The organism is Ralstonia pickettii (assembly GCF_001699815.1).
Classification (GTDB): domain Bacteria; phylum Pseudomonadota; class Gammaproteobacteria; order Burkholderiales; family Burkholderiaceae; genus Ralstonia; species Ralstonia thomasii.
Genome location: NZ_MCGB01000109.1, coordinates 1 through 22,697 on the forward strand (window position 1 = coordinate 1; position 22,697 = coordinate 22,697).

26 protein-coding genes and 1 pseudogene are annotated in these 22,697 nt (G+C 62.4%); 12 read left to right on the forward strand and 15 right to left on the reverse strand.

What is annotated here, in order from left to right; translation table 11 throughout:
• Together BEK68_RS23490 and BEK68_RS26610 are read right to left on the reverse strand one after the other, a co-directional pair.
• Window positions 1–683: DUF2242 domain-containing protein (locus BEK68_RS23490; RefSeq protein ID WP_065851932.1), on the reverse strand; the 683-nt coding region annotated here is incomplete at its 3' end.
• A gap of 342 nt (window positions 684–1,025) precedes the next feature.
• Window positions 1,026–1,184 (reverse strand): hypothetical protein, encoded by a 159-nt coding sequence (locus BEK68_RS26610; protein WP_407489485.1) that lies wholly within the window; start codon window positions 1,182–1,184, stop codon window positions 1,026–1,028.
• 401 nt (window positions 1,185–1,585) lie between these two features.
• On the opposite strand from BEK68_RS26610, the gene BEK68_RS23500 reads away from it, so the two are divergent.
• From BEK68_RS23500 to BEK68_RS23505, 3 genes are all read left to right on the forward strand, one after another.
• Entirely contained in the window at window positions 1,586–2,557 is a 972-nt protein-coding gene (locus BEK68_RS23500; RefSeq protein ID WP_065851934.1) for a restriction endonuclease, read from the forward strand.
• 106 nt (window positions 2,558–2,663) lie between these two features.
• Window positions 2,664–3,560: a DEAD/DEAH box helicase gene (locus BEK68_RS25280; RefSeq protein ID WP_012430028.1), complete on the forward strand. Its 897-nt coding sequence runs from the start codon at window positions 2,664–2,666 to the stop codon at window positions 3,558–3,560.
• A gap of 120 nt (window positions 3,561–3,680) precedes the next feature.
• Complete coding sequence (locus BEK68_RS23505) at window positions 3,681–4,226, forward strand: hypothetical protein (RefSeq protein WP_249262959.1); 546 nt, start codon at window positions 3,681–3,683, stop codon at window positions 4,224–4,226.
• 131 nt (window positions 4,227–4,357) lie between these two features.
• Here BEK68_RS23505 and BEK68_RS23510 read toward each other — a convergent pair whose 3' ends face one another.
• Window positions 4,358–5,398 (reverse strand): hypothetical protein, encoded by a 1,041-nt coding sequence (locus tag BEK68_RS23510; RefSeq protein ID WP_012430030.1) that lies wholly within the window; start codon window positions 5,396–5,398, stop codon window positions 4,358–4,360.
• Window positions 5,399–5,822: 424 nt separating this feature from the next.
• Here BEK68_RS23510 and BEK68_RS23515 point away from each other — a divergent pair, with 424 nt between their 5' ends.
• A complete protein-coding gene (locus BEK68_RS23515) occupies window positions 5,823–6,101 on the forward strand; it encodes a hypothetical protein (RefSeq protein WP_009240302.1) in 279 nt (92 codons plus the stop codon).
• Window positions 6,102–6,437: 336 nt separating this feature from the next.
• Here BEK68_RS23515 and BEK68_RS25285 read toward each other — a convergent pair whose 3' ends face one another.
• Entirely contained in the window at window positions 6,438–6,584 is a 147-nt protein-coding gene (locus tag BEK68_RS25285; RefSeq protein WP_029738336.1) for a LuxR C-terminal-related transcriptional regulator, read from the reverse strand.
• 240 nt (window positions 6,585–6,824) lie between these two features.
• On the reverse strand, window positions 6,825–7,895 hold the full coding sequence (locus tag BEK68_RS23520; RefSeq protein ID WP_012430031.1) for an FUSC family protein: 1,071 nt from the start codon (window positions 7,893–7,895) through the stop codon (window positions 6,825–6,827).
• A gap of 285 nt (window positions 7,896–8,180) precedes the next feature.
• Here BEK68_RS23520 and BEK68_RS23525 point away from each other — a divergent pair, with 285 nt between their 5' ends.
• A complete protein-coding gene (locus tag BEK68_RS23525) occupies window positions 8,181–10,352 on the forward strand; it encodes a PTS sugar transporter subunit IIC/EAL domain-containing protein (RefSeq protein ID WP_012430032.1) in 2,172 nt (723 codons plus the stop codon).
• Window positions 10,353–10,367: 15 nt separating this feature from the next.
• Here the strand turns inward: BEK68_RS23525 and BEK68_RS23530 are convergent, their stop codons facing one another.
• Entirely contained in the window at window positions 10,368–10,967 is a 600-nt protein-coding gene (locus BEK68_RS23530; protein WP_012430033.1) for a hypothetical protein, read from the reverse strand.
• 300 nt (window positions 10,968–11,267) lie between these two features.
• Window positions 11,268–11,504, reverse strand: a complete 237-nt coding sequence (locus BEK68_RS23535; protein WP_049768049.1) for an alpha/beta hydrolase family protein — start codon at window positions 11,502–11,504, stop codon at window positions 11,268–11,270.
• 54 nt (window positions 11,505–11,558) lie between these two features.
• Here BEK68_RS23535 and BEK68_RS26500 point away from each other — a divergent pair, with 54 nt between their 5' ends.
• Window positions 11,559–12,056: an addiction module antidote protein gene (locus tag BEK68_RS26500; RefSeq protein ID WP_316685372.1), complete on the forward strand. Its 498-nt coding sequence runs from the start codon at window positions 11,559–11,561 to the stop codon at window positions 12,054–12,056.
• A 141-nt stretch (window positions 12,057–12,197) separates the two neighbouring features.
• Entirely contained in the window at window positions 12,198–13,115 is a 918-nt protein-coding gene (locus tag BEK68_RS23545; RefSeq protein ID WP_012430034.1) for a DMT family transporter, read from the forward strand.
• A 31-nt stretch (window positions 13,116–13,146) separates the two neighbouring features.
• On the opposite strand, the gene BEK68_RS23550 is transcribed toward BEK68_RS23545, so the two are convergent.
• Entirely contained in the window at window positions 13,147–14,073 is a 927-nt protein-coding gene (locus BEK68_RS23550; RefSeq protein WP_012430035.1) for an MASE4 domain-containing protein, read from the reverse strand.
• Window positions 14,074–14,337: 264 nt separating this feature from the next.
• Here BEK68_RS23550 and BEK68_RS23555 point away from each other — a divergent pair, with 264 nt between their 5' ends.
• Window positions 14,338–15,156 (forward strand): enoyl-CoA hydratase, encoded by an 819-nt coding sequence (locus BEK68_RS23555; RefSeq protein WP_012430036.1) that lies wholly within the window; start codon window positions 14,338–14,340, stop codon window positions 15,154–15,156.
• A 109-nt stretch (window positions 15,157–15,265) separates the two neighbouring features.
• Here the strand turns inward: BEK68_RS23555 and BEK68_RS23560 are convergent, their stop codons facing one another.
• The gene (locus BEK68_RS23560) at window positions 15,266–16,180 is read right to left on the reverse strand and encodes an alpha/beta fold hydrolase (RefSeq protein ID WP_012430037.1); all 915 of its coding nucleotides are present in this window, start codon (window positions 16,178–16,180) and stop codon (window positions 15,266–15,268) included.
• A gap of 115 nt (window positions 16,181–16,295) precedes the next feature.
• Here BEK68_RS23560 and BEK68_RS23565 point away from each other — a divergent pair, with 115 nt between their 5' ends.
• Window positions 16,296–16,781 carry a winged helix-turn-helix transcriptional regulator gene (locus BEK68_RS23565; protein ID WP_024542289.1) on the forward strand — a complete coding sequence of 162 codons (486 nt, stop codon included), beginning with the start codon at window positions 16,296–16,298 and terminating at the stop codon, window positions 16,779–16,781.
• 29 nt (window positions 16,782–16,810) lie between these two features.
• On the opposite strand, the gene BEK68_RS25635 is transcribed toward BEK68_RS23565, so the two are convergent.
• From BEK68_RS25635 to BEK68_RS23570, 3 genes are all read right to left on the reverse strand, one after another.
• Window positions 16,811–17,044: a hypothetical protein gene (locus BEK68_RS25635; RefSeq protein WP_198135799.1), complete on the reverse strand. Its 234-nt coding sequence runs from the start codon at window positions 17,042–17,044 to the stop codon at window positions 16,811–16,813.
• On the reverse strand, window positions 17,041–17,199 hold the full coding sequence (locus BEK68_RS25870) for a hypothetical protein (RefSeq protein WP_004628097.1): 159 nt from the start codon (window positions 17,197–17,199) through the stop codon (window positions 17,041–17,043). Before BEK68_RS25870 ends, BEK68_RS25635 begins: the two co-directional genes overlap by 4 nt.
• Before the next feature lie 142 nt (window positions 17,200–17,341).
• Entirely contained in the window at window positions 17,342–18,277 is a 936-nt protein-coding gene (locus BEK68_RS23570; RefSeq protein ID WP_012430039.1) for a GlxA family transcriptional regulator, read from the reverse strand.
• A gap of 100 nt (window positions 18,278–18,377) precedes the next feature.
• On the opposite strand from BEK68_RS23570, the gene BEK68_RS23575 reads away from it, so the two are divergent.
• Both BEK68_RS23575 and BEK68_RS23580 read left to right on the forward strand, forming a co-directional pair.
• Entirely contained in the window at window positions 18,378–19,064 is a 687-nt protein-coding gene (locus tag BEK68_RS23575; RefSeq protein ID WP_012430040.1) for a DJ-1/PfpI family protein, read from the forward strand.
• Window positions 19,065–19,147: 83 nt separating this feature from the next.
• On the forward strand, window positions 19,148–19,939 hold the full coding sequence (locus BEK68_RS23580; RefSeq protein ID WP_024542290.1) for a 5'-methylthioadenosine/adenosylhomocysteine nucleosidase: 792 nt from the start codon (window positions 19,148–19,150) through the stop codon (window positions 19,937–19,939).
• 5 nt (window positions 19,940–19,944) lie between these two features.
• Here the strand turns inward: BEK68_RS23580 and BEK68_RS23585 are convergent, their stop codons facing one another.
• Together BEK68_RS23585 and BEK68_RS26615 are read right to left on the reverse strand one after the other, a co-directional pair.
• Window positions 19,945–20,400, reverse strand: a complete 456-nt coding sequence (locus BEK68_RS23585; protein WP_012430042.1) for a lysozyme inhibitor LprI family protein — start codon at window positions 20,398–20,400, stop codon at window positions 19,945–19,947.
• Between the two features lie 74 nt (window positions 20,401–20,474).
• A pseudogene (locus BEK68_RS26615) lies at window positions 20,475–21,070 on the reverse strand (hypothetical protein).
• Between the two features lie 64 nt (window positions 21,071–21,134).
• On the opposite strand from BEK68_RS26615, the gene BEK68_RS23590 reads away from it, so the two are divergent.
• Window positions 21,135–21,995, forward strand: coding sequence for a c-type cytochrome (locus BEK68_RS23590; RefSeq protein WP_004628086.1), 861 nt, complete (start codon window positions 21,135–21,137; stop codon window positions 21,993–21,995).
• A 16-nt stretch (window positions 21,996–22,011) separates the two neighbouring features.
• Here the strand turns inward: BEK68_RS23590 and BEK68_RS23595 are convergent, their stop codons facing one another.
• Complete coding sequence (locus BEK68_RS23595; RefSeq protein WP_004628084.1) at window positions 22,012–22,521, reverse strand: DUF1697 domain-containing protein; 510 nt, start codon at window positions 22,519–22,521, stop codon at window positions 22,012–22,014.
• Window positions 22,522–22,697: the final 176 nt, after the last annotated feature.

Sequence of the window (22,697 nt, forward strand, 5' to 3'; positions counted from 1 at the left end):
ACCGGCACAGGCGGCGCGGCCGGCGTGGGCACCACGGGCGTCGTCATCTTCATGGGCTCGCCCTGCGGCGTGGGTGCGGGCTCGGGCAGCGGGGCCACGTGATCCTTCTCTGCCGCCTTGGCGACCTTGCGGTCCTGGCGGGCGGGGTCGATCTTCAGGAAGTGGTCGACCAGGTTGAAGTAGCGCTCGTAGAACACCCCGGCCGGAATCGTCTCGCTGGCCACCTTCACCATCGAATCGTCCCCCGAGCCGATGGGCAGCGACACCGAGCCCAGGATGCTCAACCCCACGCTTGCCGACGTGCTCGTCTTCTTTAGCGTGTAGCGGTCTTGCACCGCGTTCACATAGGCCGTGCTGGACGTGCCGTCTGCATTGGCCTCTGCGCACACCACGTGGAACGAGATCACCACGTGCGAATCGTTGCTCGGCTGGAAGTTCTTGCTGCCATCGATCGTGTCCGGGCGCGGCGAACTCGACACATAGCCCTGGCTCAGCAGCGCACGGCGCGCCGCCTCGCACGTGGCGTCAGACTTGGCGTGGAAGGTGCGCGCGTAGGGGCTTGCCGTCGCATCGAACTGCTCCTGCTGATAGAGCGGCGTGGGCGCAGAGCTGCACGCAGCCAAAGCGGCAGCGATGCTGACAGCAGCGCACAAAACAGACAACGGACGGAAGCGGTATGGCATGGCGTTGGGCAAAAGGGCTTGGCCGGGTGACGGTGCGGCCCGGCGGTGCCACTGCAGGTGCGGCGCAAGTTTTGTGCGCGGCAGGCGGTGGCGGCGTGGGCGTATGGCCGGGCGCCATTATAAGTTTGTCGGGTGACACGTCACCCCGCGACATGCGCCCATTCTGCTCGCGCGACATCTTTGGCATCGCGGGTAACGGTTTCATTAGGCCTTTGAGCATGCCTAGCCCTGGGGTTCCACCTTGCCAGTGCGCAGCGCAACCGCCCAATCCTGCCGGCCCCGCTGCTCCGCAATCGCCGCTGCATCGTTCCACGCGTATTCAACCGCACAGAACTCGGCAGTTCATTCACCTTCCTGTTCAGTCACGATGGCATAGCGCGCATGCGGGCTGCCGGGTTCAATCGTGTGGGCAAACGGATAGGCATCGCTGTAAGCCTGTAGGCCGACGCTGCCCGTGTTGACGATAAAGCGGCCATCCACCAGCTTTATCGCGCGTGGCATATGGGTGTGGCCGCACAGCACGAGCTTCGCGCCGGCATCTTCTGCGCAATAGGTGCCGCATCGCGCCCGACAGTTTTTTGCGGGAGTACGAGCAAACCGCCGCGTAGCCAAACGCCGCCGCACAACGGCGCTTACCGCCCACCCGGCCGCCGCTCGTGCCTCGCATATGAGTAATTTTTAATTCAGATTTTTACCAAATATAAATCTGGCGCCAGGCTTCGATCTTTATCCAACCCCCGCCCAAAAAAACCCCCAAAAAACCCCACCAACGGGGGCAGCGCAATCCCGATGCATCGCCTATGCTGTTTCCCATTAAAAAACGGCGCCCTGATTTGAAGCGGATTATCAGAGAAAGCGCCTAGTCCTAAATATCTAAAAAGCATTCGGCCGGGGGGCGGTAAATGGGGCGGAGGAGAAAACAAGCATCCACCAGCGACGTGCTGTTGGCGCTGCCGTGGTGGATGCTGGCCCTTGGCGCGGCGGCCAGTTATCTGATTTTTCACAACATCCTCCCGGCGGCGTTTAGCGCCAATCCGCTGTTGAGCGGCGTCGGGATGTTGGCGCGCGGGCTGGCCTGGATGCCCGCGCTGCTGCTCGGCTTCTTTGCCGTGCTGTCGTACTTGCGGGAGCGCAGCCAGCAGGCCGATGCCCGGCTCGGCCCCCCGCGCACTGAACCGACTGGGCGATCCCGCCCGCCGAAGGCGCCGCCCCAGCCCGCCCGCAACGCAGCGGGCAGCATCACGCCCAACCCGCCTCATCCGACTCGCAACACCCGCTGCCCCCCACAAGCCGCCACGCCGGCAGAACCCGCCCCGCCCCAAAGCTGGACGCTGGAGGCCATCCACGCACTTGAGTGGAAGCGGTTCGAGCTGCTGTGCGTGCAGTACTACGAGCAGATGGGCTTCACGGTGAAGACGGTGCCGCACGGCGCAGACGGCGGCATTGACGCCACGCTGTACATGGCTGGCCAGAGCGCGCCCGTGGCGGTGGTCCAGTGCAAGGCGTGGTCCAAGCCCGTGAAGGTGGAGCAGGTGCGGGCGCTGGGCGGCTCCATGCTGGCGCACAAGGTCAAGCGGGGCGTGTTCTGGTCTTTGTCCGGTTATGTCGGCAACCCGGTGCAGGAGTATTCCGAGCTTGCCGGTATCCAGCTATTGGACGGGCCGGCGGTGCTTGAGCGCATCCGCGCGCTGGCCGAAGACAAGCAGGCCGCGCTGCTGGCGAAGGTGTTTGAGGGGGATTCCCGAACGCCTTCGTGCCCGGCTTGCGGGGTGAAGCTGGTGGCGCGGAATGGGAAGAGTGGGGCGTTTTGGGGGTGTAGCAATTTCCCTAAGTGTTGGAATCGATTGGAGATGAAGCACGGCGTGTCTATGTAGTCGCGTTTTGGTTGAGTCAGTGCTCTAGGGATGGAGCTGCGATAAGCAGTTAGTACTTCCAAAAAATCTGCAAGGGAAAAGACAAGTTTGAAAAACGGGGGAAGGAATGAAAACTGAATTGCCAAATGAACACGGTCTTTCTGACGGCTCCTTACGGCACTTGTTGTTTTATCAAGATGGGAAACCCTCTCTCAGCGATATCCAGCATCAAGGTCTCGTAGCCGGGGTGGCTCGCGACACAAGCATGTTGGTTGTGTCACCGACTTCCACCGGGAAAACGCAGCTCGCGGTCTGGGCGATTGCCAAGGGTATTGAGAATGACTGTAGAACAGTTTACTTGGTAACCCATCGGGCTTTAGCAAAGCAGAAGTTTGACGATTTCAAATCGCTGTTCTTATCAAATTTTCTGTCTGGCAACCCCGCTTCATTAGTGCTCGCAACCGGCGATAGCGTTGAGGATTCTGAGGGAGAGTTCCCCCCGGAACCTCTGAAAGCATCGCTCTTAGTGGCGACCTATGAGAAATATCTTGCCATGTTGTCTGCTAGCGGCGTTCCCCGGGACATGAGCAATACAGTAGTTGTGTGCGACGAGATTCAGCTCATTGGAGACAAGAATCGTGGCCAGAACGTCGAGATATTGCTAACTCTTCTTCGCAATGCGGGTTGGCGTCAATTTGTTGGGTTATCTGCAGTTTTGCCTTCCCGCGATGCACACGATTTGGCTGACTGGCTGGGCGTGCAACTAATTATGAAGGCAACCCGCGAAAAGCATCTTAGCTATCGCACAGCGTTTAGCGTAACCCTGTGTCATCCCGGTGTGGATCCGAGCGTTGCACCCGTGGTAGCTGCCTGCGGGCGCCTTTGTGTTGTGGAAAGTGTGGATTTGGGGGAGGCACTCCTTCGCTATTGCGAAGGTTCTCTGTCGAACGACCAGCTTTATCGATGGCTTGCAACACCCGGGCAAGCTTTGGCGGCAGATCTGCCATTCGTTGAGCGCGTCTAAAGAGAAGCTCGTGCCCATATACAGCAGGGGTGGGAATGACCTTCATGAGCGGTTTCGGAGTGGTCGGACTGCTGTGCAAACAGACACATTGCTGCTCGCGCGGGAGTAAAGGGGAAGGGAATGTTCACCGTATTTCTTCAAGGGGCCAACCGAGGTATCGGAATGGGCTATCACAGTTTTGTAGATGAGTTTGAGCGCATTTGCAGAGAGCACATCCGTGAAGGCCGGGCCCGTGCATTCGCATTTATTTTTTATAACATGACGCATGGGCTAGTTCGACGGGCGCTTAAGAGCACAAATGGTTTCCAAGTTTTGAACTCTGCATCTGGAAAGGATTTGACAGTCTTTTATCTCCACTCTGGTGCGGTTGATGGTTTATCGGACAATTTTAATGAGAAATTCCTCAGAATTTTAAGAGTGGATGAGCAAATTACACCGCCTTGTATTGTGTTTTTTAGAGTGAATGGAGAGAATATTGAGGACCTTGATTTCCGGGCCATAGATGATGAGGTAGGGGATTCGCACCTTATTGTGGAGGAGTTGAGAAGGTATATTAGTGAATATATCGATCGAATTAATGAGCAGGGAAATTTGTCAGGCATAAGTTGGATCGCCACAGAGATGCTGTCTGGCCTTCTCAAGAAGGCGTTGCTGCACGCGTGGTGAGAGATGGTTGGGTAGTCCGCAGCCATGCCGTCTACGTTGTCTGGATGAGATTTGGAGTGGCTAAAACGATAAAGTGGATCAATCTGTCAGAATGAATGGCGCGCTATCTTTTTGTATACCTGTGTCGAGGGTCAAATTTTTTCGACCGTCATAAATTCATCAAAACGAAGATTTATGATTTTCTTCTTTATTAGGGCTTGGATTGTAGAAATAAGCAGCGAGGCGCCAAACTGATGTAGTTGGTACAGTTTGGTCGCATCGTCGTCTAGCGCCCGGTCAATTACCTCGCTATGAATTGGATGGGGGACTGCATAACCACCATGCACAAAAGAGCTGCGAAGATCATAAAGTGACCGAATTTCTTTGTTGAGCTTTTTCTGTGCAGGTAAGTCAAGATCCAGGATCATTCCCAGTCGACGCACAAGGCCTGACACGCTTTCCCCAACTCGAGTTGATACCAATGCCTCGAGTCCATTGAATATCCATATTACAGAGTCGATCCTCGTCTCATCTTTTGCCATATGGAGCAAAACGTATAGTGCTTTTTCAATCCCGGTGCTAGCTCTCTGCTTGTAGCCAATACTGATCGCTTGAAACCACTCGCGTACATCCTCTATTGGAAGAGCTTCCACTGTCGGCCATCCACCGTCAAGAGATTCAACCCAGCCATTCTCAAAGCAGAAGGAAGATAGTCTTACCTCTGTCGATCGGGATTCGTTTCCGGAATTTATGAAGAGTGAACGAAAATTCGCTGAGCCTGGGGTGGATAAATTTGCGATTAAAAAGAACTCATGGATAAATGCTTCTATGAAAAAAGACGGATACCACTTGTAATCTGAATATTTATTTTTGTTGATTGTATTAACTTTGGCTGTGATTTTTAATGGCCGAGAAACCTTGCTGAACCATTTTTTGTCAAGTGGGGTTCCAATTCGAACTGGGCGTAGCAGATCATTGTCGCGCCGAATTCTATTAGCCATGCGTTGCCACCCGACGTCAATGGTAATGGTGCAGTCGTTATGAGTGTATTCGCATTGACGAAGGATCTTTGATGCTTTGTGCCAAAACGCTTCGATAGATGGATCGATGGTCTTGTAATGATCCTCCATATCCCGACTGAAGTTTTTAAATTCCAGCGAGATTAGATAAGTCGAAGTTGACTGCGCTGACATAGCCAGATTCCTTGCCAATGTGGAATGGGAATAATACTTGCACAGCACTCAGATTTCGATATGTTCCCCGGAGCCAAGGTATCCGCTAAACTCCCACCCGCTGCGGCAACAACCGCAGCCGAGACTGCAATCTCGATCGTTCCTGTCCGGAAGAAACTCAAGTTTCTACCGCTGTCGTCGTTCGCCCATTCGGGCGGGCCCGACAGGGAGGGCTTCGGCCCTGCCGTCATGACAGTAACGTCGGTATTGCAGACCTTGTCGTGTGCCCGCCCACCCTCCCAGGTGGGTGGCTCCTCACTCAACCAGAGGGCAAGACAATGGATCAACCGACCCAAGCTGTACCCATCCCCATCCCACGCGGGCATCGCCCCGCAAACTGTCAGTTCACCAGCATCACGCGGCGGCATCCGCCCGGAGGTGTCCGATGAACGTCGATGACAATCTCCTGTACGCACAGGGAGCCTTGGCCGCCAAGGAGTACCTGCACAAGGCGCGGATGGATATGAAGATGCACCGCAAGTTCGAGCCACAGACGTTGCGCTGTCATAAGCAGGTCTACGTCAAGGACAAGGCACTCGAATTCCAGGCCGGGTTTATGGACGCGATCGGGGCGTTCATTCTTAGCTCGCTGGATGGCGTGACGGTGGATCTGTTCCGGTGGGATGTTCTGCACGTGCTGGCGCGTGCGAATAAGCAGAAATAAAAGAAAAACAGCAGCAAAGCGACCCCGGGACGGCGGGGGCGCCAGGCCAGGGCACAATGCCCAGCCCAATATGTGCCGAGCCCAACGGGCTACGCGCGACACTCAAAGGCCCGACCGCCACGGTCCGAGGCCCATACGCCGAGCGCCAACACCCGAGCGCCGCTCGCAGACATTCAATTTTTCGAGCTCAAACACTCGCGCGCGAGTGCGGGGAGACGCGTGCCTACCTGAAACAGTCGAGCGCCGGGGGCAGAGGGGCGTATCAGTATTTCCGTGTTCGCGCAGGCGTGCATTCGGCGCCTTTCGTCACCACCCCTGCACCCCGTCGTGGCCCGCCTACCGGCTGCGTTGATGAATCGTTGCCAGTTCCGTGCGGTTTCGTGCCCCCATGCGCACGAGCCGTTGGCGCATGTGGCTTTTGACGGTTTCGACGCTGATGTGCAGCCGTTCTGCGATCTGGGAGTTCGAGCGGGCGCACGCCACCTTCTGACGACATCCTGCTGTCGCCGCGCCAGGTTGGCGACCAGCTCACCTTCCTGGGCAGCGATGGGGGCCATCCATCGTTCAACGGCTGCATCCAGGGCTTCCGCGTTTAAGCGGGCGCATTGAGTGCTGTGGAGTTTGCGGCGCTGGCCCGGTGAGGTGATGCGGCATTGCTCGGCACTGGTCGCGACCACAGCTGGGGCAACTCGCAAGGGGCGCGCCTAGCCGGGCGCCCCTGCTTCACCCGATATTCCACTGTGGCGCAATCGCCAGCAGTTGCTGACGGAGGTTCTCGATCTCGTTGGCAAAACCGTCGGCCAGCGCGCTTTCCACCGTGGGCGTGCCGTAGGCATGGCTTACCTCGGCGGAGTCGGCCGCGCGGGGTCGTGCCAGACGCGCCAGCGTGCCAAACCGCAACGCGCGCGACATGCCGATCAACGTGTCGCGAGTGCGCCGGGCGCCCACGTCGGGCAGGGCGCCTGCAGGCGCCGCACCCAACGTCCCGCGCGTTGCGTTGAGCAGTTCCAGCGTGCTGATGCAGATGCGCAGGCTGCGCTGGATGTCTTCCAGCCGCTCCAGGGGCACGTCAATCTCTTTGGACACCGATGGCATGAGCGAGCGCAGTTGCACCAGCAGCGTATTGAGCTTGCCGAGGTGCTTGCTGCGCTCGCTCGAGGCTTCACCGGGCTGGCCGAGGCCGGCAACCGCCCGGGCGCATTCGCGCAATGCTTCGGCCAGCCGGTAGCGCCACGAGTACGTGGCGTACAGCGGCAGTGCAAAAGAGAACAGCAGCGCAATCGCAATCCCCACCAGCACGTTGAGCGTGCGCCAGGCGCCGTCGAGCAGGTTGTTGTCACCATGGCCGACCACGATGACCAGCGTGATGGCGGCCAGCAGCGCGATATAGCCGCCCTTGCCGATTGCGTGATACGCGCAGACGCCGCACGCGATGGCCGTGAGTGCGTATGTGAGCGGCAGATGCCCAAGCCACGTCTGCTGGACGATGAGCAGCAGACCCGCGACGGCGCCGATGAGGGTGCCCCACGCGCGCTCTGCCGCGCGCTTGCGGATGTTGCCGTGGTGCTGCAGGCCGGCAATGACGATCAGCAGCGAGATGGTGGCCCACTCCCCATGCGGCCATCCCAAGCCCGACGTGACGGCAATGGAGAGCAGCACGCCCAGGCCGACGCGCGTGCCATGGATGTACCGCGCATGCCGATAGCGCCGGTGCGGATCGCGCACGAGGCGGAGCAGCGAAAGAAAGGGTGCAGGGTGTTTCACGTTGCGGGGTGCACGAATGGAAATTGACATAAGCAAGATCGTTGCAGATTCTGGGGTGCGCCGTACACAGAATGGGCGCCATGTCGGTGCCGATGCCTTGCCGTGGTGCGTTTTGGAGGCAACCGGCACGGCAAGACTTCGGGTTTCCCCTAGGTATTGCACAAAGCTTGCCATGGGCGGGTGACCATTTTGCGTATTGCGCAAAATGACGCTTAAGTGCGTGCCGAGTCATGTCGATTAGGATTCGTAGCTCCATAGGCAACACTTCGGGCTGCCCCGGGATTTGCCGATCCACCTCGAACAAGATCGAGTCCTATGACGACGCAGGCGCTATCGCCCTGGCTGAGGTTGTTGAGCGCCGCTGAGCGCTTCGACCGCGGGCCGTATTTCATTGCCATTCGGCGCGGGCTGGCGCTCTCGTTGCCGCTCATCATGGTGGGCGCGGTGGCGCTGCTGTTGCGCAACCCGCCCACCGCCGGCATGCGCCACCTGCTGCTGGAGGCCTTTGGCACGCGGCTGGATGCCTTTTGCGACAGCGTGCTGGCCGGCACGATCGGCATCGGCTCGCTGGTCGCGCTGTTCGGGTTTGCCGATGTGTTGGCGCAGTTACACAACCAGCGCGCCGGGCACCGCGTGGTCAACCCCACCGTGGCGGCCGTGGTGGTGGTGTCGTGCTTCTTTACGCTCATCGCGCCGGCTGCGAACGCATCGTTGATGGCGTGGCTCTCGCTGGGGCAGGGGCTGTTTGGCGCGTTGGTGGTGGCGTCGCTGGGCGGCAGCCTGTTTCTCAAGCTGTGCAGCATCCGCCGTTTGCGCATTCCGTCCCACCATTTGAGCAACGATCTGCTGGTGGGCGATGTGCTGTCGGTTGTGCCGGCCGGCATGCTGACGATCCTGACGTTTGCCCTGCTCAAAGCCGGCATGGCGTGGGCGGGCTGGCTGCACTTCATGGCGATAGTCGACCCGCTGCTGGCGTGGCCGTATTCGGCAGTCTCCAATAGCCTGCTGTTTGGTTTGGGCTATGAGACGGCGGCGCAGGTGCTCTGGCTGTTCGGCATCCACGGGCCGAACGCGCTGTACACGGTGCACCAGCACATCCTGGAGCCCGCCGCGCAGGCCAATGCGGCGGCGGTTGCCAGTGGTGGCCAGCCGCCGTTCATCTTTACCTATCACTTCTTCGCGGTGTTCGCGCGCATGGGCGGCTCAGGCGGCACACTCAGCCTGATCTTGGCGCTGCTCATCTCCAGGCGCATGCAACGCGGCCGCAAGATGGCGCTGGTCGTCATGCTGCCGGCATTGTTCAACGTGAACGAGCCCCTGCTCTTCGGGCTGCCGCTGGTGCTCAACCCGGTCTATGCGATTCCGTTCCTGCTCACGCCGGTGGTGCAGATCCTGATCGCCTATGCGGCCACCGTTGCCGACCTGATGCCCAAGACCAGCTACCCCGTGGCGTGGACCACGCCGGCGCTGTTCAGCGGTTACGCGGCTACGGGCTCGGTGTGGGGGGCGGTGGTGCAGCTCATCGGCCTGGTGGTGGGGGCGGCGATTTACCTGCCGTTTGTCCGCATGGCGGATGTTCTGTCCGCACGGCGCAGTCAGGATGTGCTTGCGTCTTTGCTGCAGATTGCGGAGTCGGCGGAGGTGAGCCTGAAGGGCCGGCGCTGTCTGGACCTGCCGGGCGACGAAGGCCGCATGGCGGTGGCGCTGGCCAGCGACCTGGAAGACGCCATCAAGAGAGAAGGGCAGATCTTTCTGGAGTTTCAGCCGCAGGTGGATTGCTCAACCGGGCGCGTGTTCGGCGCCGAGGCGCTGCTGCGCTGGCAGCATCCGGTGCTGGGGCGCGTGGCCTCGCCGATCGTCGTGGCGCTGGCTGATGACATTGGTCAGATCGATCAGTTGGGCCTGCGGATTCTGTCGCTCGCGTGTCAGCAGCGCGCGGCCTGGCGCGATGTCTTGCCGGACGATTTCGTGGTCGCCGTGAATCTCTCACCTCGGCAGTTGCTGGACTGCAGGCTGTACCGGAACGTGCTCGACATCCTGCATCGCGAAGGGTTGTCGCCCACGCAGCTCGAACTGGAGATCACTGAATCGACGATGCTGCTGCCGGACATCACCGCCATCGGCAACCTGAAGCAGCTGCGCGAGGCCGGCGTGAAAGTCGCGCTCGACGATTTCGGGATGGGCCATACGTCGCTGCACTACCTGCGCGAGCTGCCGCTGGATACCGTGAAGATCGACCGCTCGCTGGCAGATGTGAGCGCGGGCAGCGTCAACGAACACATTGTGCGCAGTATTGCCAGCCTGAGCCGCACGCTGAACCTGTCGACGGTGGTGGAAGGCGTCGAGACGGAGCAGCAGCTTGAGCGCCTGTCGGCCTTGGGCTGTGAACGGTTTCAGGGGTATTTCTTCAGCCGCCCGCTGGCGCCGAGCGTGTGTCAGCAGTTTGTGCTGGATGCCAACCTGCGGCCGTTGGTGCACGCGCTTTGAGAGCGCGTGCGTGGCTTAACGGTATTTGCCCACAAAGCTCTCGCAACGACGGACGCGGCCAACCTTTGCGGCCCATCGATAGAGGCCTTCCACCAGGCTCTTGTTGACCGTGACGGGTTGACCGTTGATCTGCCCGAGCACTTCCGATTGGTTCGGGTAGGGCTTCTCGAACAGCAGCTTCATCTCGCTGCCGCCGCCCACCGCCAGGTAGACGGCTTCGCGCGGCTCGAACTGCAGCGCGAACGAGTTGCTGCGCACGCTGGCGCTTTCCACGGACTCGGCAAAGTTGGCGATGAGCGCGGCGTCTTCGGTGCTGTATTCGCATCCGGCGTCTTTCAGTTGCGCTTCGTCCACGGCCTTGAGCGACGCCATGGCCGGGTCCATCAAATACAACGTGATCGCACGCGCCTTGCGCATCCGCGCGCTCAGCCCTTCGGCCGCCCAATAGCTTTGTTCGACCTTGACGACGGGCTCCGCCCTTGGGGCGGGCTCGGAGCTGGACGCTTGCGCTTGCGGTGCTTCCGGCATGGGTGCTTCCGCTTGCAGTGTGCCCGCTTGAAGGACTTCCGCCTGGAGCGCTTCGGTTTGGGGCGCGTCGGTCAGGGGCGCTTCCATTGAGATTTGTCCGAAGGCCACTTGGCTCATGCTGCAAGCACAGGCCAAGACCAGAGAGATGATCTTTTTCGACAACTCCTACCCCTTTGAAACGTGCGTTGTTGTGTTGTGTTGCGTTGCGTTCTGGATGTTAAGCCGAAGAGATGACGGAACAGCTTGGCTTGCCTGTGACGGCACAAGCGGTGCTGGGCAACCGCTGCGTGAATGATGTTGTGGACTGCAGGAGTGCCATTGACGGATCGCACACGGTGCCTGCGGTTCTTATGCTTTCGAGCCACGCATCCAATGTCACCCGCATCGCTATGCCAAGTGTTGCATAAAGAAGACCGAGATTTCCTCATCCCGAAGCATTGTGGCTTTGGCCGACAGCATGTGCCCTGCTTCCGGAAAGAGGAGCTGCTCTGCCGTTTTTCCTCCAGCTGCATATCGTTCGGACAGCCGCTTGCTCATCTTCGATGACCATGTTGTGTCTTTCTCGCCAGCGCTGATCAGGAGCCGACCGGGATAACCATCGATTGCAATGGGCTGGGACGGCATGAGTGCTTCTGAACTGCCTTTCCAAGTCCATGCTCGCCGCGAAGGATCCCACGCCTGCCAACCCGGGTCGCCGGGGTCTCTCCACTCGCGGGCGTCGAACGCGCCGCATATCACGGAGAGTTTGACGCTGCCGAATACCTGGACAGTGAAGAGACGATGGCCGAATTTCTGTCAGCGGCGCTCGAGACGGGGGATGCCGCTTTTATTGCGGAGTCGATCGGCGTGATCGCTCGAGCGAAGGGTATCGCTCAAATTGCAGAAGAAACGGGCCTTGGACGTACAAGCCTATACAAGGCACTGCGCGCAGAGGGGAACCCGGCGTTCTCGACGGTACTGCAGGTCATGAAGGCACTTGGGTTGCACTTGCAGGCCAAGCCCGCCGTATCCAAAGAGAATGTGGAGTCCGGCAAGCGTGGGGCCAACGCCAAAGCGAAAGGTGCAAAGGTGAGCGCGTCCCGAAATGGCGGTGCAAACAAGCCTACAAGCAAGAAGCCCGCGACTCGTACCAAGCGGGGCTCTGCAACGGGACACGGAAAGGTCATCCCAACTTAACAACGGTCTGTGCGCGTCTGCTGCCCCACGCCCACACTTCGCCCCACACCAAACCGTTTCCCGCACACCCAGCGCCCAGCCTCGCTACGATCCTCCTGTATCACGTGGCGGCAGCCTGACCGCCAAACAGGAGGGCACTCCGTGCCGCATACCACCACGCCCGCATCCAGCCACGTCACTGATCTGGCCCTGCTGCTCACGCTGTCGACCTTGTGGGGCGCGTCGTACACGTTCATTCGGGTGGGCGTGGAGACCATTCCGCCGCTCACCTTCATCGCCGCCAGAACGTTGATCGCGGCGACGCTGCTGTTGGCGTGGATGCGCAGCCGCAATATCCGCATGCCCCGAGACAGGCAGGTCTGGATGCGCTTCGGCGTGCAGTCGCTGCTCAACAGCGTCGTGCCGTTCACGCTCATCGCCTGGGCCGAGCGCTCGGTTGGCGCGAGTCTGGCGACCGTCCTGAATTCGACGTCGCCCGTGATGGTGTTTGTGGCCACGGCGTTCGTTACGCGGCACGAATCGGTGTCGTTGCGCAAGCTGGTCGGCGTGATTGCCGGGTTTGTCGGCACGTGTTTTGTGATTGGGCCGAGCGCGTTCGATGGGCTGGGAGGCCAGCTCGTTGCGCAACTGGCCATCCTGGCGGCCACGGCGTGCTATGCAGGCGCGGCCATCTACGGCCGGTCGTTCAAGGGGCTGCACCCTGCGGCGCCTGCTACCGGTTCGTTGCTGATGGGCGCGTTGGTGCTGACGCCCACCAGTCTGCTTGTGGATCATCCTTGGGCACTTCAGCCTTCTGCGCGTTCGCTGATGGCGTTGGTGGCGCTGGCGGTGTTCTCTACGGCCCTCGCGTTTGCCATTTACTTCCGGCTCATTCAAACGCTCGGCGCGATCGGTACGACTGCGCAGGCCTATCTGCGCGTGCCGATCGGGGTAGCGATCGGCGTGGTGTTTCTGGGGGAATCGTTGCCGCCTTCAGCGTGGATCGGGCTGGCGTGTGTGGTGGTGGGGGTGGCGGCAATGTCGATGCCGGCGCGGGCCACGCAAGTGCTGCGGGCGTAGCGCGGCACAACCGCATCACCGCGTCGATGCGTCACCGCTCCCCATCCGCCACATGACTCGCCGCCAGCCGCTTGAGTTCCGCGCGCGCCGCTGCCAGCCGGGAGTGCAGCACCGTGTTCTCGATCAGCAACAGCAGCAGCACAAAGCTCGCACCCAACAGCCCGAACATGCGGCCGGCATAGAACCCCAGGTCATACCGCCCGCCGTTGAATACGGCGCTGAGCGCGACATCGCAGATCCATACGCACAGCACCACCATCAGCCAGACATCGAGCGTCAGGTGCGGGCGGCTGCGCCAGAGCGCGACCAGCGCAGCCACGCAAAAGCACCACGTGCCGCCCGCCACGATGCCCATGGTGCGTGTGTAGCGGTTGGCGGCCATGATGGTGGGCAGCAGGTGATCGCCCACGGTGGCAAGTAACACGCAGGCGATGGACGCGCCCAGCACGGCCGCCACGGTGGCCAGCGCCGTTTGCCGCGTCAGCGTGTGGACTGGGAAGCGGCCGGGCTCGCGCTCTTCGCGGCTTTTGAGCACGGCGTAAGCGATGACAAACAGCGGAAAGCCCGTGTGCCAGAACATGTAGATCCAGGCGGTGCTCTGTGGCCCGGCGCCCAGCAGGCCGCCGGATGCGAACAGCCCCGGAAATGACAGCAGGTGCCCCACCGCCGTGGCGGCCGTGAACAGGTAGCCGCTGGCGAGCGCCAGCATTGCGCGCGACCGCGTGATGGCGAACTGCCCGAAGAGCAGCGCGGCGGTAATCAGGTCATTGAGGATGAGGGCCGATTCGTAGATCGGCACGAACGATGGAAGTTGCGCCAACTGCACCTTGGCGAACGGCACGGCCGACACCAGCACCACCAGCGACAGTATGGCCACTGCCTGCGCCATCCAGTACGTCCGGCGTCCTGGCGAGAGGTTCAGCAACAAGCCTCGCTGCATGTCCAGCGTTTCCGTCATCCCGTTGGCCCCCTTGCCGTGACTGTGTCACTCGTTCGCTTGTGGTGTGACTTGCTGTGCGACTGCGCAGCCCGGGTGCAACCCCTGCTATAGACGCGTGATAGTCAGCGGCCTGCCCGATGTCAACGCGGCGAAGGGGTAGAATTTCAGGCCTGGTGCCGCTGGCGGCCAGCAGGGTGTTACGGGGAACGCCCGAGTGCGGCTTGCGTTGTGCGGGAATAGACTGGTGGCCACCCCACGGCACCGCCCTGCAAAGGAGTGCGCATGCAACCTCATTCCACCACTGCCGCCACGGCAACCCCCGCCACGAACGACGCACTGGTTCTGCGCGACGACCACGACGGCGTCGTCACCCTGCGGCTGAATCGGCCCCTGCAGTTCAACGCGTTGTCTGAAGCCATGCTCGATGCGCTGCAGCGCGTGTTGGACGACATTGCACAAGATGCGACGGTGCGCTGCGTGGTGCTTGGCGCCGAGGGCAAGGCGTTCTGCGCCGGGCACGACCTGCGTGAAATGCGCGGCACGCCGGAGCTTGCGTATTACCGGGCGCTGTTTGCGCGCTGCAGCGTGGTAATGCAGGCCATTCAGGCGCTGCCGGTGCCGGTCATTGCGCGCGTGCATGGCGTGGCAACGGCGGCGGGTTGCCAGTTGGTCGGCAGTTGCGATCTGGCCATTGCCTCGGATGCGGCGCGGTTTGCGGTGTCGGGCATCAACGTCGGGCTGTTCTGCTCGACGCCGGCGGTGGCGTTATCGCGCAACGTGCTCGCCAAGCGCGCGTTCGACATGCTGGTGACTGGGCGCTTTATCGATGCGGCCACGGCGGCCGACTGGGGCCTGATCAACGAGGCTGTGCCGGCGGCGGACCTGGATGACGCGGTTGCCCGCAAGGTGGCGGACATCGTGTCGAAGAGCCCCACCGCCATCCGCTATGGCAAGGCGATGTTCTACCGGCAACGGCAGATGCCGCTTGCCGATGCCTATGCTTACGCAGGCGATGTCATGGCCCGCAACATGATGGATGAAGACGCCGGCGAGGGCATCGATGCCTTCCTGGAAAAACGCCCCGCCCGCTGGCGCTCGTAGGCGCTGTTGGGGCGGGGTCAGGCGGCCGTGCCCGGACATCGCGACTGAGCGCCGCCTGCGCTCGGGCGCCGGATACGCGGTTGGATGGCAGCCAGCGAATGCGACGCCATCACGTTTGCCCGAGAAACGTAGCGATGCGATCGGCAATCGCATCGGGTGCATCTTCCAGGCTGTAATGTCCAACGCCAGGCAACCGATGCACCGGTGCATCCGGAAACAGCTCGCTGAACAGCGGCAGGAAATGTTCCGCATGCAACGTGCGATCGGCCATGCCCCAGATCGCCATGGCGGGTTTGGTGACAATGGCACGGCGCGCTGCAGCGTCCGGCAGTTCAAAACGATGCGCGCCGGTAGCAAAGCCTTTGGCCCAGCCGATGGCACCCACGCAGTCTGCTGGCGTCGCAAAGCGCGCGCCGTACGCCTGCAACCACGCATCGTTGATGAGCCGGTGGTCTTCAAAGCCATTGAGCTTCAGGGTACTGAGGATATTGAAGCCAAGTTCACCCAGCACGGCTTCAATGCGCCCCTCCGATTCCGCCCGCACGATCCACTGAAACCACGGCGATACCGCCGCATTGGCGGCCAGACGTTCACCCAGCGTCGCCTGCCCGAACGGCGTCGGCCCATTGACGCTCACAATGCGCCGCACGCGATCCGGATGACGTGACGCGAGGCCCATGCCGACCGGGCCGCCAAAGTCGTGCATGACGAGGGTGATATCGCGCAGGTCCAGCGCGAGCACGAAGCGCTCGAGGTTGTCGATGTGGTCTTGCAGCCAGTAGCTGCGTGATGGCGGCGTTCCGCTCTTGCCGAAGCCCATGTGGTCGGGCACCACCATGCGGTGGGTGCCGCGCAGCACCGCGATCAGGTGCCGGAAGAGGAAACCCCACGTGGGCTCGCCATGCAGGCACAGGACGACTTCGCCATCGGCGGGGCCCTCGTCCACGTAATGCATCGGAAAGCCCGGTGCATCGGTAAAGCGAGGTGCATAGGGGTACATCCCATCGAACGTATCAGTACGCATGCCGTGCCCCTCTTCATTCATGTGGTTGCAAAATGAAACCGTTGCGTTATAGCAGTCGAGGTTTTATATTGCAACCACATTCAATGTGAGGGCGCGCACGGTATGCGCGATGCAGATGGTCAAACGTACGAGCCACGCGGATTCTCTTTGCGGCGTCGCCAGGCCACTGGACGCCATTGGCGACGGGTGGTCGCTGCTGATCGTTCGCGATGCGTTTGACGGCCTGCGCCGCTTTGGTGAGTTTCAGCGCAGTCTCGGACTGTCGAAGAACATCCTGGCGGTGCGCCTGCGCAACCTGGTTGCGCACGACATTCTCGAGACGGTGCCGGCGTCCGACGGCAGCGCGTATCAGGACTACGTGCTGACCGAGAAAGGGCGCGCGCTGTTTCCGCTGCTGGTGGCGCTGCGGCAGTGGGGTGAAGCGTTCTGCTTTGCGCCGGATGAGGCGCACGTTGTACTCGTCGACAAGGCAACGGGTAAGCCGGTGCCTCGCCTTGAACTCCGTGCGCAGGACGGGCGCGCGCTGGCACCGGAGGATACGGTGGTCGTCCACCCATCGGCCATCAGGCCGACGAAGCGCCAGCGGGCGAAGGCGAGCTGAGCGTTAGCGCTCAGACGCGAGCCGCCGTTTCACTCGGCAAGACCCAGCCGTTCGAGCAGGCGCCGGGTATCGGAAGGCGCTTCGACCTTTTTATCGTTATCAGCGGATGCGATCGGCCCAGCGGTCGAGCGCGGCATCGGCATAGGTGCCGCTGTAGAGCGCATCGGCGCCATGCAGGCGGAGGTCGACGCGATGTCTTCTACCAGCCGCCGCGGCCATTCGATCAGGAATGCGGGTTGCCCTTTGCGCGCGGTGCGCGTCACCGATGCGGCGCGCTCACCTGCGCTTGCACGTGCATCAGGCCGGTTTGCGGCGCGTGCAGGCCCAGCGGCTCGTCGGTCAGATCGCGGGCAAGCGAATACGCCGTGATCACGGCCAGCGTGACGCCCACGATGGCCAGCATTTCCCGGGTGTCCATACGCATCTCCTCCTTGGCTCCTTAGGTTCCTTGTGTGCGTGGTTTGCGCCCTGTCTTGTCGGTGTCGGGCGGCGTCGCAGCACGGACGCAAAGTTCAGGCCTGAGGAAGCCAAATGGCGGAGTGACGCGGGTGTTTGCTGTCTTACCGTGCGCGCAACGAAGACGGCGGCACGCCCAGCAAGCGCTGAAAACTGCGGCGCATGCGCTCGGTATCGCCAAATCCGCACTCGGTGGCCACCCGCTGCATGGAGACGGCCCCGCTTTCCAACGCGGCGCGGGCCGCCTCAACGCGCAATTTTTCCACGGCCTTTGCAGGGGTGAGACCGGTTTCGACCTGGAATGCGCGGGCGAAATGGCGCGGGCTCATGCAGGCGTGCTCGGCCAGATCGCCCACGCGGTGCGGTGCGCCCAGGTTGCGCCGCACGTGGTCGAGCAGCGGCTTGAAGCGGCCGCGTGCCGAATCCATCTCATTTAGCGCTGAAAACTGCGACTGTCCGCCCGGCCGGCGGTAGTACACGACCAACTGCCGCGCCACCGCGCGTGCCAGGCGCTCGCCCAGGTCGTCGGCGATGAGCGCGAGCGCCAGGTCGATGCCGGCGCTGATGCCGGCGCTGGTCCAGATGGGGCCGTCGTTTACGTAGATGTGGTCCGGTTCGAGCTGCACCTGCGGGAACGCGCGCGCGAACTGCTCGCTGCGGCTCCAGTGGGTGGTGGCGCGTCGGCCGTTCAGCAAGCCCGTGGCGGCCAGCAGCAAGCTGCCCGAACACACGCTGGCGACGCGCGCCCCGCGGGCTGCGCAACGCTGCACGAAGCGGCGCGTGCGTGCATCCGCCATGGCCGCATCCACGCCGTCGCCGCCGGCAATGAGCAGCGTGTCGACCTGGCTGGCCGGGGGCAGGGCGTCGGCATCCCAGCGGGCCCCGGAAGAACTGCGTACAAGGCCGGCCTGCGCGGCAACCGTGCGCAGCGCGTAGTGGTCGTCCCGATACCGGCTGGCGACTTCAAACGCCGCCACCGGCCCCGCAGCGTCGAGCAGTTGGAAGTCCGGAAAAATGAGCACAGCGATGCGGTGGGCCATGGCAGAAAAAGTGGGAGACTGGTCATTGCTGCCAACACGATAGAGCGAGATCCTGTTAAGCGTCAACCTGCCATCACATCACTTTCAGGAGATCCGAACCATGACGACTTCCCCATTCATCGTTGTCTTTGCGCTGTACAACCGTGTCACCCAGCTCGACTTCACCGGTCCGCATGAGGTGTTCTGGCGGCTGCCCGGCGCGCAATGCGTGGTGGCTTCCGCAGCCGGTGGTGAGATCCATGCCGATGGCGGTCTCACCATCTCGAACGTGCAGCGGTTGGCGGACATTCCGCATGCTGACCTGATTTGCGTGCCCGGCGGTTTCGGCGTGATCGAAGCCATGGAAGACGCAGAGTTCGTGCGCCAGGTGCGGCGCCTGGCCGACGGCGCGCGCTATGTCACGTCCGTCTGCAGCGGCTCGCTCGTGCTGGGCGCGGCGGGGTTGCTGCAGGGCAAGCGCGCGGCCTGCCACTGGGCATGGCGCAACCTGCTGCCCGCGTTTGGCGCCACCGTGGACGAAGCCCGCGTGGTGCGTGACGGCAACCTCATCACGGGCGGCGGCGTGACGGCCGGCATCGACATGGCGCTGACGGTCATGGCCGACATTGCCGGCGCCGAACATGCGCAGGCCGTGCAGCTCGGTATCGAATATGCCCCCGCGCCGCCGTTCGATTGCGGCCGCCCCGAGCGTGCGGCACCGGAGATTCTCGAAGCGGTGACGTCGCGGCTGGATCGTTTGCGTGCGGATCGCCATGACGCCGTGCAGCGGGCGGCGCAGCGCCTCTGAGCGCCGGCGCCGGCCGGAGCCGGATTGCGGCGACAATGACGTCTTTCGACGTATCCACGCTCCAGACTGGCGCCGCATTCTGCATGAACACACCGTCTTCCCAACCCAACGCCCGTGGTCCGATCGGCATCGTTGCTGCCCTGCATGAAGAGATCAACGAATTGCTGACATGGCTGTCTGACGCGCAGTGCATCCACATCGGCAGCCGCGATTTCTGGACGGGCGAGTTGGACGGCCAAACGGTCGTTGTGGTGCTGTCGCGCGTCGGGAAGGTGGCGGCGGCGTCCACCACTGCCGTGTTGATCACGCAGTTCAACGTACGCGCCGTGGTGTTCGCTGGCGTGGCGGGGGCATTGGCTCCGGGCGTGGCCGTGGGCGACGTCGTGGTGTCGGAAGAACTGCTGCAGCACGATGTCGACGCGTCGCCGCTATTCCCGCGCTGGGAGATTCCGCTGACCGGCATGGCGCGTTTTCCCGCCGACGCGGCACTGGCCAGCGGGCTGCTGGAAAGCGCCGGCGCCGTGTTGGCTGATCCGCATGCGCTGCTCGGTCCGGATGTCATGCGGGCGTTCGGGATTGCCGCGCCGCAGGCGCATCGTGGTCTGATCGTCAGCGGGGACCGCTTCGTCTGCACCTCGGCGGAAAGCGCGGTGCTGCGCACGGCATTGCCGGATGCCCTGGCCGTCGAGATGGAAGGCGCCGCGGTGGCGCAGGTGTGCCACGAGTGGGGCGTGCCGTTTGCCGCCATCCGCACGATTTCCGACCGCGCGGATGACGCGGCCAGCGTGGACTTCGCGCAGTTCATCACGCAGGTGGATTCACGCTACGCCGTGGCCATCCTGCGCAAATGGCTGTCGACGGCCGCTGGCGCCTGAACGGCTTAATGACCCTTCGCGGCCAGATACTTGTCGAGTGCGTTGGCGCGCTCGCTCAGGCGGAAGATTTCGTTCTCCAGGCGCTGCAGATCGTCGAGCTTGCCCTTGCCGTAGATGGCGGTCTCAAAGGCCGCTGTTCTGGTGTGGAAGTCCTGCCACGCCTGCTCTGAACTCACCAGTGCGTCGTTCGCCTTGCTGTTCAATGTGCCGAGCAGCGTCTTGTACGTACGGTCGAGGCGCTCATTCTGCGCGGCCTTTTCTGCAGACAGGCATGCGCCGATTGCGTCCGCGTTGTCCGGCGCCTTGTCGACGCACGCATACAGTTTGGTGGAAATGCCCTGCGGCGCACGGCGCTTGATGCCGTTGGCCAGGCTCTCGGCTGCAAATGTGCCGGCGCTGTGTGTCAGCAGCACAACGGCAACGGGAAGGGCGAGCGTCTTCAGTGTCGTCAGCGTGTTCAAGAAATGACTCCTGATCGCGTGTCTGCGATGCGTGAAGGGCCAACCAGTCTATCGGCCCGCTCGCGCCTCCGCGATCAGCCAGGCAGGTGAGGCCGCAGGTTCGCAGGGCGTTTTCCACATAGGCCTCTTTTTCGCCGACGGGCGCGACGTAGTGCAGCGCTTCAGCGGTGGCTTCAAGGCCCTCTGTGCGTGCAATGATCCACGCCGCCAGGTACGGCGAAGCAAAGCAGCCGCCGGCCGTCGCCACATTGCCGTTGGCGTAGAACGGCTGGTTCAGCACTTCCACGCCGGTTTCCTGCACCCAGGGTTTGGTGGTCAGGTCCGTACAGGCCGGCACGCTGCCGAGCAGCCCAAGCTTGGCCAATATCAACGTCCCGGCGCACCGTGCCCCGACCAACTGGCGTGACGGATCGAGCGCCAGGCGCGCCATCAACGCCGGATCGGACACCACATCGCGCGTGCGGATGCTGCTGCCGACAGCGTTGCCGTGGCGCTGCAGGAGGATGGCATCTCCGTTTCCACGGCAGAGCCGTTTGCGACGTCGAAGCAGGTACCGCATGCGCTGCGGCTGGCGCTTGGCTCCGTTGCGCCCGACCGCCTCGACGCCGCATTGCAGACTGTCAGGCAGCGCGTGCAAGCGCAGGTGGATCGATAACGAAAACCGTGCCAAACCTCGTGCGCTTGCCTACACTCTCGTCGCAACGAAATGGCCCAATTTCCCGACAGGAGACCCTATGAAGAACTGGCTTGCGACGATCGCCGGATGGACGCTCTGCGCATGCGCAGCGTTCGGCAACGCCGCCCATGCGGCCGATGCGCCTGATGACGGTGCGACGCTGAGCGTCAACATCGGCACGGAGCACCGCACGCTGTCGCGCGATGCATTGCTGCACGATCCGCACCTGACCAGCGTGACCGTGGAAGACCAGAACCTGAAGCACCGCCTGACCTTCAAGGCGATCCCGGTGACGGCGCTGTTCCGCGGGCAGACTGTCAGCCCAGAGGCCAGCGCCACCACCGCCGCCAGCGACGGCTACGTATCGCACCTGCCGATGCGCTTGCTGCTGGGCGATCGCGCCGACGGGCCCCGCGCCTGGCTGGCCGTGGAAGACCCCGCCGCACCGTGGCCGACGCTCAAGGGCCAGGACATCGGCCCGTTCCGGCTGATCTGGACGGCGCCGCCGGCCAAGGCGTCGGTGGTGAACGAAAGCCTGTGGACTTACAGCATCGTGCGTATCGACATTGCCGCGCTGCCCGGCGAGCGCTTTGCGGCCATCCGCCCGGCTGCGGGGTTGCCTGCAGATGGCCCGGTCATGCGCGGTTTCGCCACGTTCCAGCGCGTCTGCTTCTCGTGCCACACGCTCAATCGCGCCGGCGATGCCAACCTGGGCCCCGATCTGAACGTGCCGTACAGCCCGGTGGAATATCTGGGCGACGAGAAACTGCGCCACCTGATCCGCGATCCGCAATCGCTGCGCTGGTGGCCCAACGCACGCATGTCGGCCATCGACGAGAAGACGCTTTCCGATGCGCAGCTCAACGACCTGCTGGCGTATTTTCACCACATGACCAAGCGCAAGTCGGCAGCGCAATGACGGGCGCTTAGCGCCGCTATTCGGTCGCCCAGTCGACCAGCGTGGCGATGGTGTTCATGTTGCGCGCCGTCCCCGTCTTGGCGGCGGGGATTTTCAGTTTGGAATCGGCCATGCCGTCGCCGTAGTGCACGTAGATTTCGCGGGTGCCCAAGGCCATTTCTTCCGTCCGGCGGCCGGTGGCGGCAGCCAATGCATCGGCGGGTGGCGGCGTATCCAGGAAAATCGCGACCGTCCGGCTGGGCGCCGCTGTCTTGAACGGATTGCCTTCCAGTACCGCCGCCAGCTCGGCGCCCGTGCGCACGAGCACGCCCACGGGTTTGCCGGCGTAGTCCTCCAGGCAGCGTTCCAGCTTCGCCTTGACGGTCGTTTCTGCCAGCCGGCTTTGAAAAACCACGTTGCCGCTCGCAATGTAGGTGCGTACGCCGGTCAGCCCGATCGATTCACACATCGCGCGCAATTCGGCCATGGGCAGTTTTCCTGTGCCGCCAACGTTCACGGCGCGGAGGAAGGCGATGTAGCTGGGCATGGGTTCTCCTGTTCTGTCTGCCTGATCAACGGCTTACGGGCGTGCTCCGGTCCGCAACATTCTGTTACGAGATTGACGAATGTGTTTAACCCGCCCTGTTGTACGACTTGTATTCTTCGCCCCGAATCATCGAGCCCGGATCGGCTCCCTCAGTGTTGGTTGAGTGCCGCATCCTG

What these genes read in the sequence shown, in the direction of transcription:
- BEK68_RS26610 (WP_407489485.1), bottom strand. Translation starts at nt 1,184, where the DNA reads ATGCCACGCGCGATAAAGCTGGTGGATGGCCGCTTTATCGTCAACACG.
- BEK68_RS23500 (WP_065851934.1), top strand. Translation starts at nt 1,586, where the DNA reads ATGGGGCGGAGGAGAAAACAAGCATCCACCAGCGACGTGCTGTTGGCG.
- BEK68_RS25280 (WP_012430028.1), top strand. Translation starts at nt 2,664, where the DNA reads ATGAAAACTGAATTGCCAAATGAACACGGTCTTTCTGACGGCTCCTTA.
- BEK68_RS23505 (WP_249262959.1), top strand. Translation starts at nt 3,681, where the DNA reads ATGTTCACCGTATTTCTTCAAGGGGCCAACCGAGGTATCGGAATGGGC.
- BEK68_RS23510 (WP_012430030.1), bottom strand. Translation starts at nt 5,398, where the DNA reads ATGTCAGCGCAGTCAACTTCGACTTATCTAATCTCGCTGGAATTTAAA.
- BEK68_RS23515 (WP_009240302.1), top strand. Translation starts at nt 5,823, where the DNA reads ATGAACGTCGATGACAATCTCCTGTACGCACAGGGAGCCTTGGCCGCC.
- BEK68_RS23520 (WP_012430031.1), bottom strand. Translation starts at nt 7,895, where the DNA reads ATGTCAATTTCCATTCGTGCACCCCGCAACGTGAAACACCCTGCACCC.
- BEK68_RS23525 (WP_012430032.1), top strand. Translation starts at nt 8,181, where the DNA reads ATGACGACGCAGGCGCTATCGCCCTGGCTGAGGTTGTTGAGCGCCGCT.
- BEK68_RS23530 (WP_012430033.1), bottom strand. Translation starts at nt 10,967, where the DNA reads ATGGAAGCGCCCCTGACCGACGCGCCCCAAACCGAAGCGCTCCAGGCG.
- BEK68_RS23535 (WP_049768049.1), bottom strand. Translation starts at nt 11,504, where the DNA reads ATGCCGTCCCAGCCCATTGCAATCGATGGTTATCCCGGTCGGCTCCTG.
- BEK68_RS23550 (WP_012430035.1), bottom strand. Translation starts at nt 14,073, where the DNA reads ATGACGGAAACGCTGGACATGCAGCGAGGCTTGTTGCTGAACCTCTCG.
- BEK68_RS23555 (WP_012430036.1), top strand. Translation starts at nt 14,338, where the DNA reads ATGCAACCTCATTCCACCACTGCCGCCACGGCAACCCCCGCCACGAAC.
- BEK68_RS23560 (WP_012430037.1), bottom strand. Translation starts at nt 16,180, where the DNA reads ATGCGTACTGATACGTTCGATGGGATGTACCCCTATGCACCTCGCTTT.
- BEK68_RS23565 (WP_024542289.1), top strand. Translation starts at nt 16,296, where the DNA reads ATGGTCAAACGTACGAGCCACGCGGATTCTCTTTGCGGCGTCGCCAGG.
- BEK68_RS25870 (WP_004628097.1), bottom strand. Translation starts at nt 17,199, where the DNA reads ATGGACACCCGGGAAATGCTGGCCATCGTGGGCGTCACGCTGGCCGTG.
- BEK68_RS23570 (WP_012430039.1), bottom strand. Translation starts at nt 18,277, where the DNA reads ATGGCCCACCGCATCGCTGTGCTCATTTTTCCGGACTTCCAACTGCTC.
- BEK68_RS23575 (WP_012430040.1), top strand. Translation starts at nt 18,378, where the DNA reads ATGACGACTTCCCCATTCATCGTTGTCTTTGCGCTGTACAACCGTGTC.
- BEK68_RS23580 (WP_024542290.1), top strand. Translation starts at nt 19,148, where the DNA reads ATGAACACACCGTCTTCCCAACCCAACGCCCGTGGTCCGATCGGCATC.
- BEK68_RS23590 (WP_004628086.1), top strand. Translation starts at nt 21,135, where the DNA reads ATGAAGAACTGGCTTGCGACGATCGCCGGATGGACGCTCTGCGCATGC.
- BEK68_RS23595 (WP_004628084.1), bottom strand. Translation starts at nt 22,521, where the DNA reads ATGCCCAGCTACATCGCCTTCCTCCGCGCCGTGAACGTTGGCGGCACA.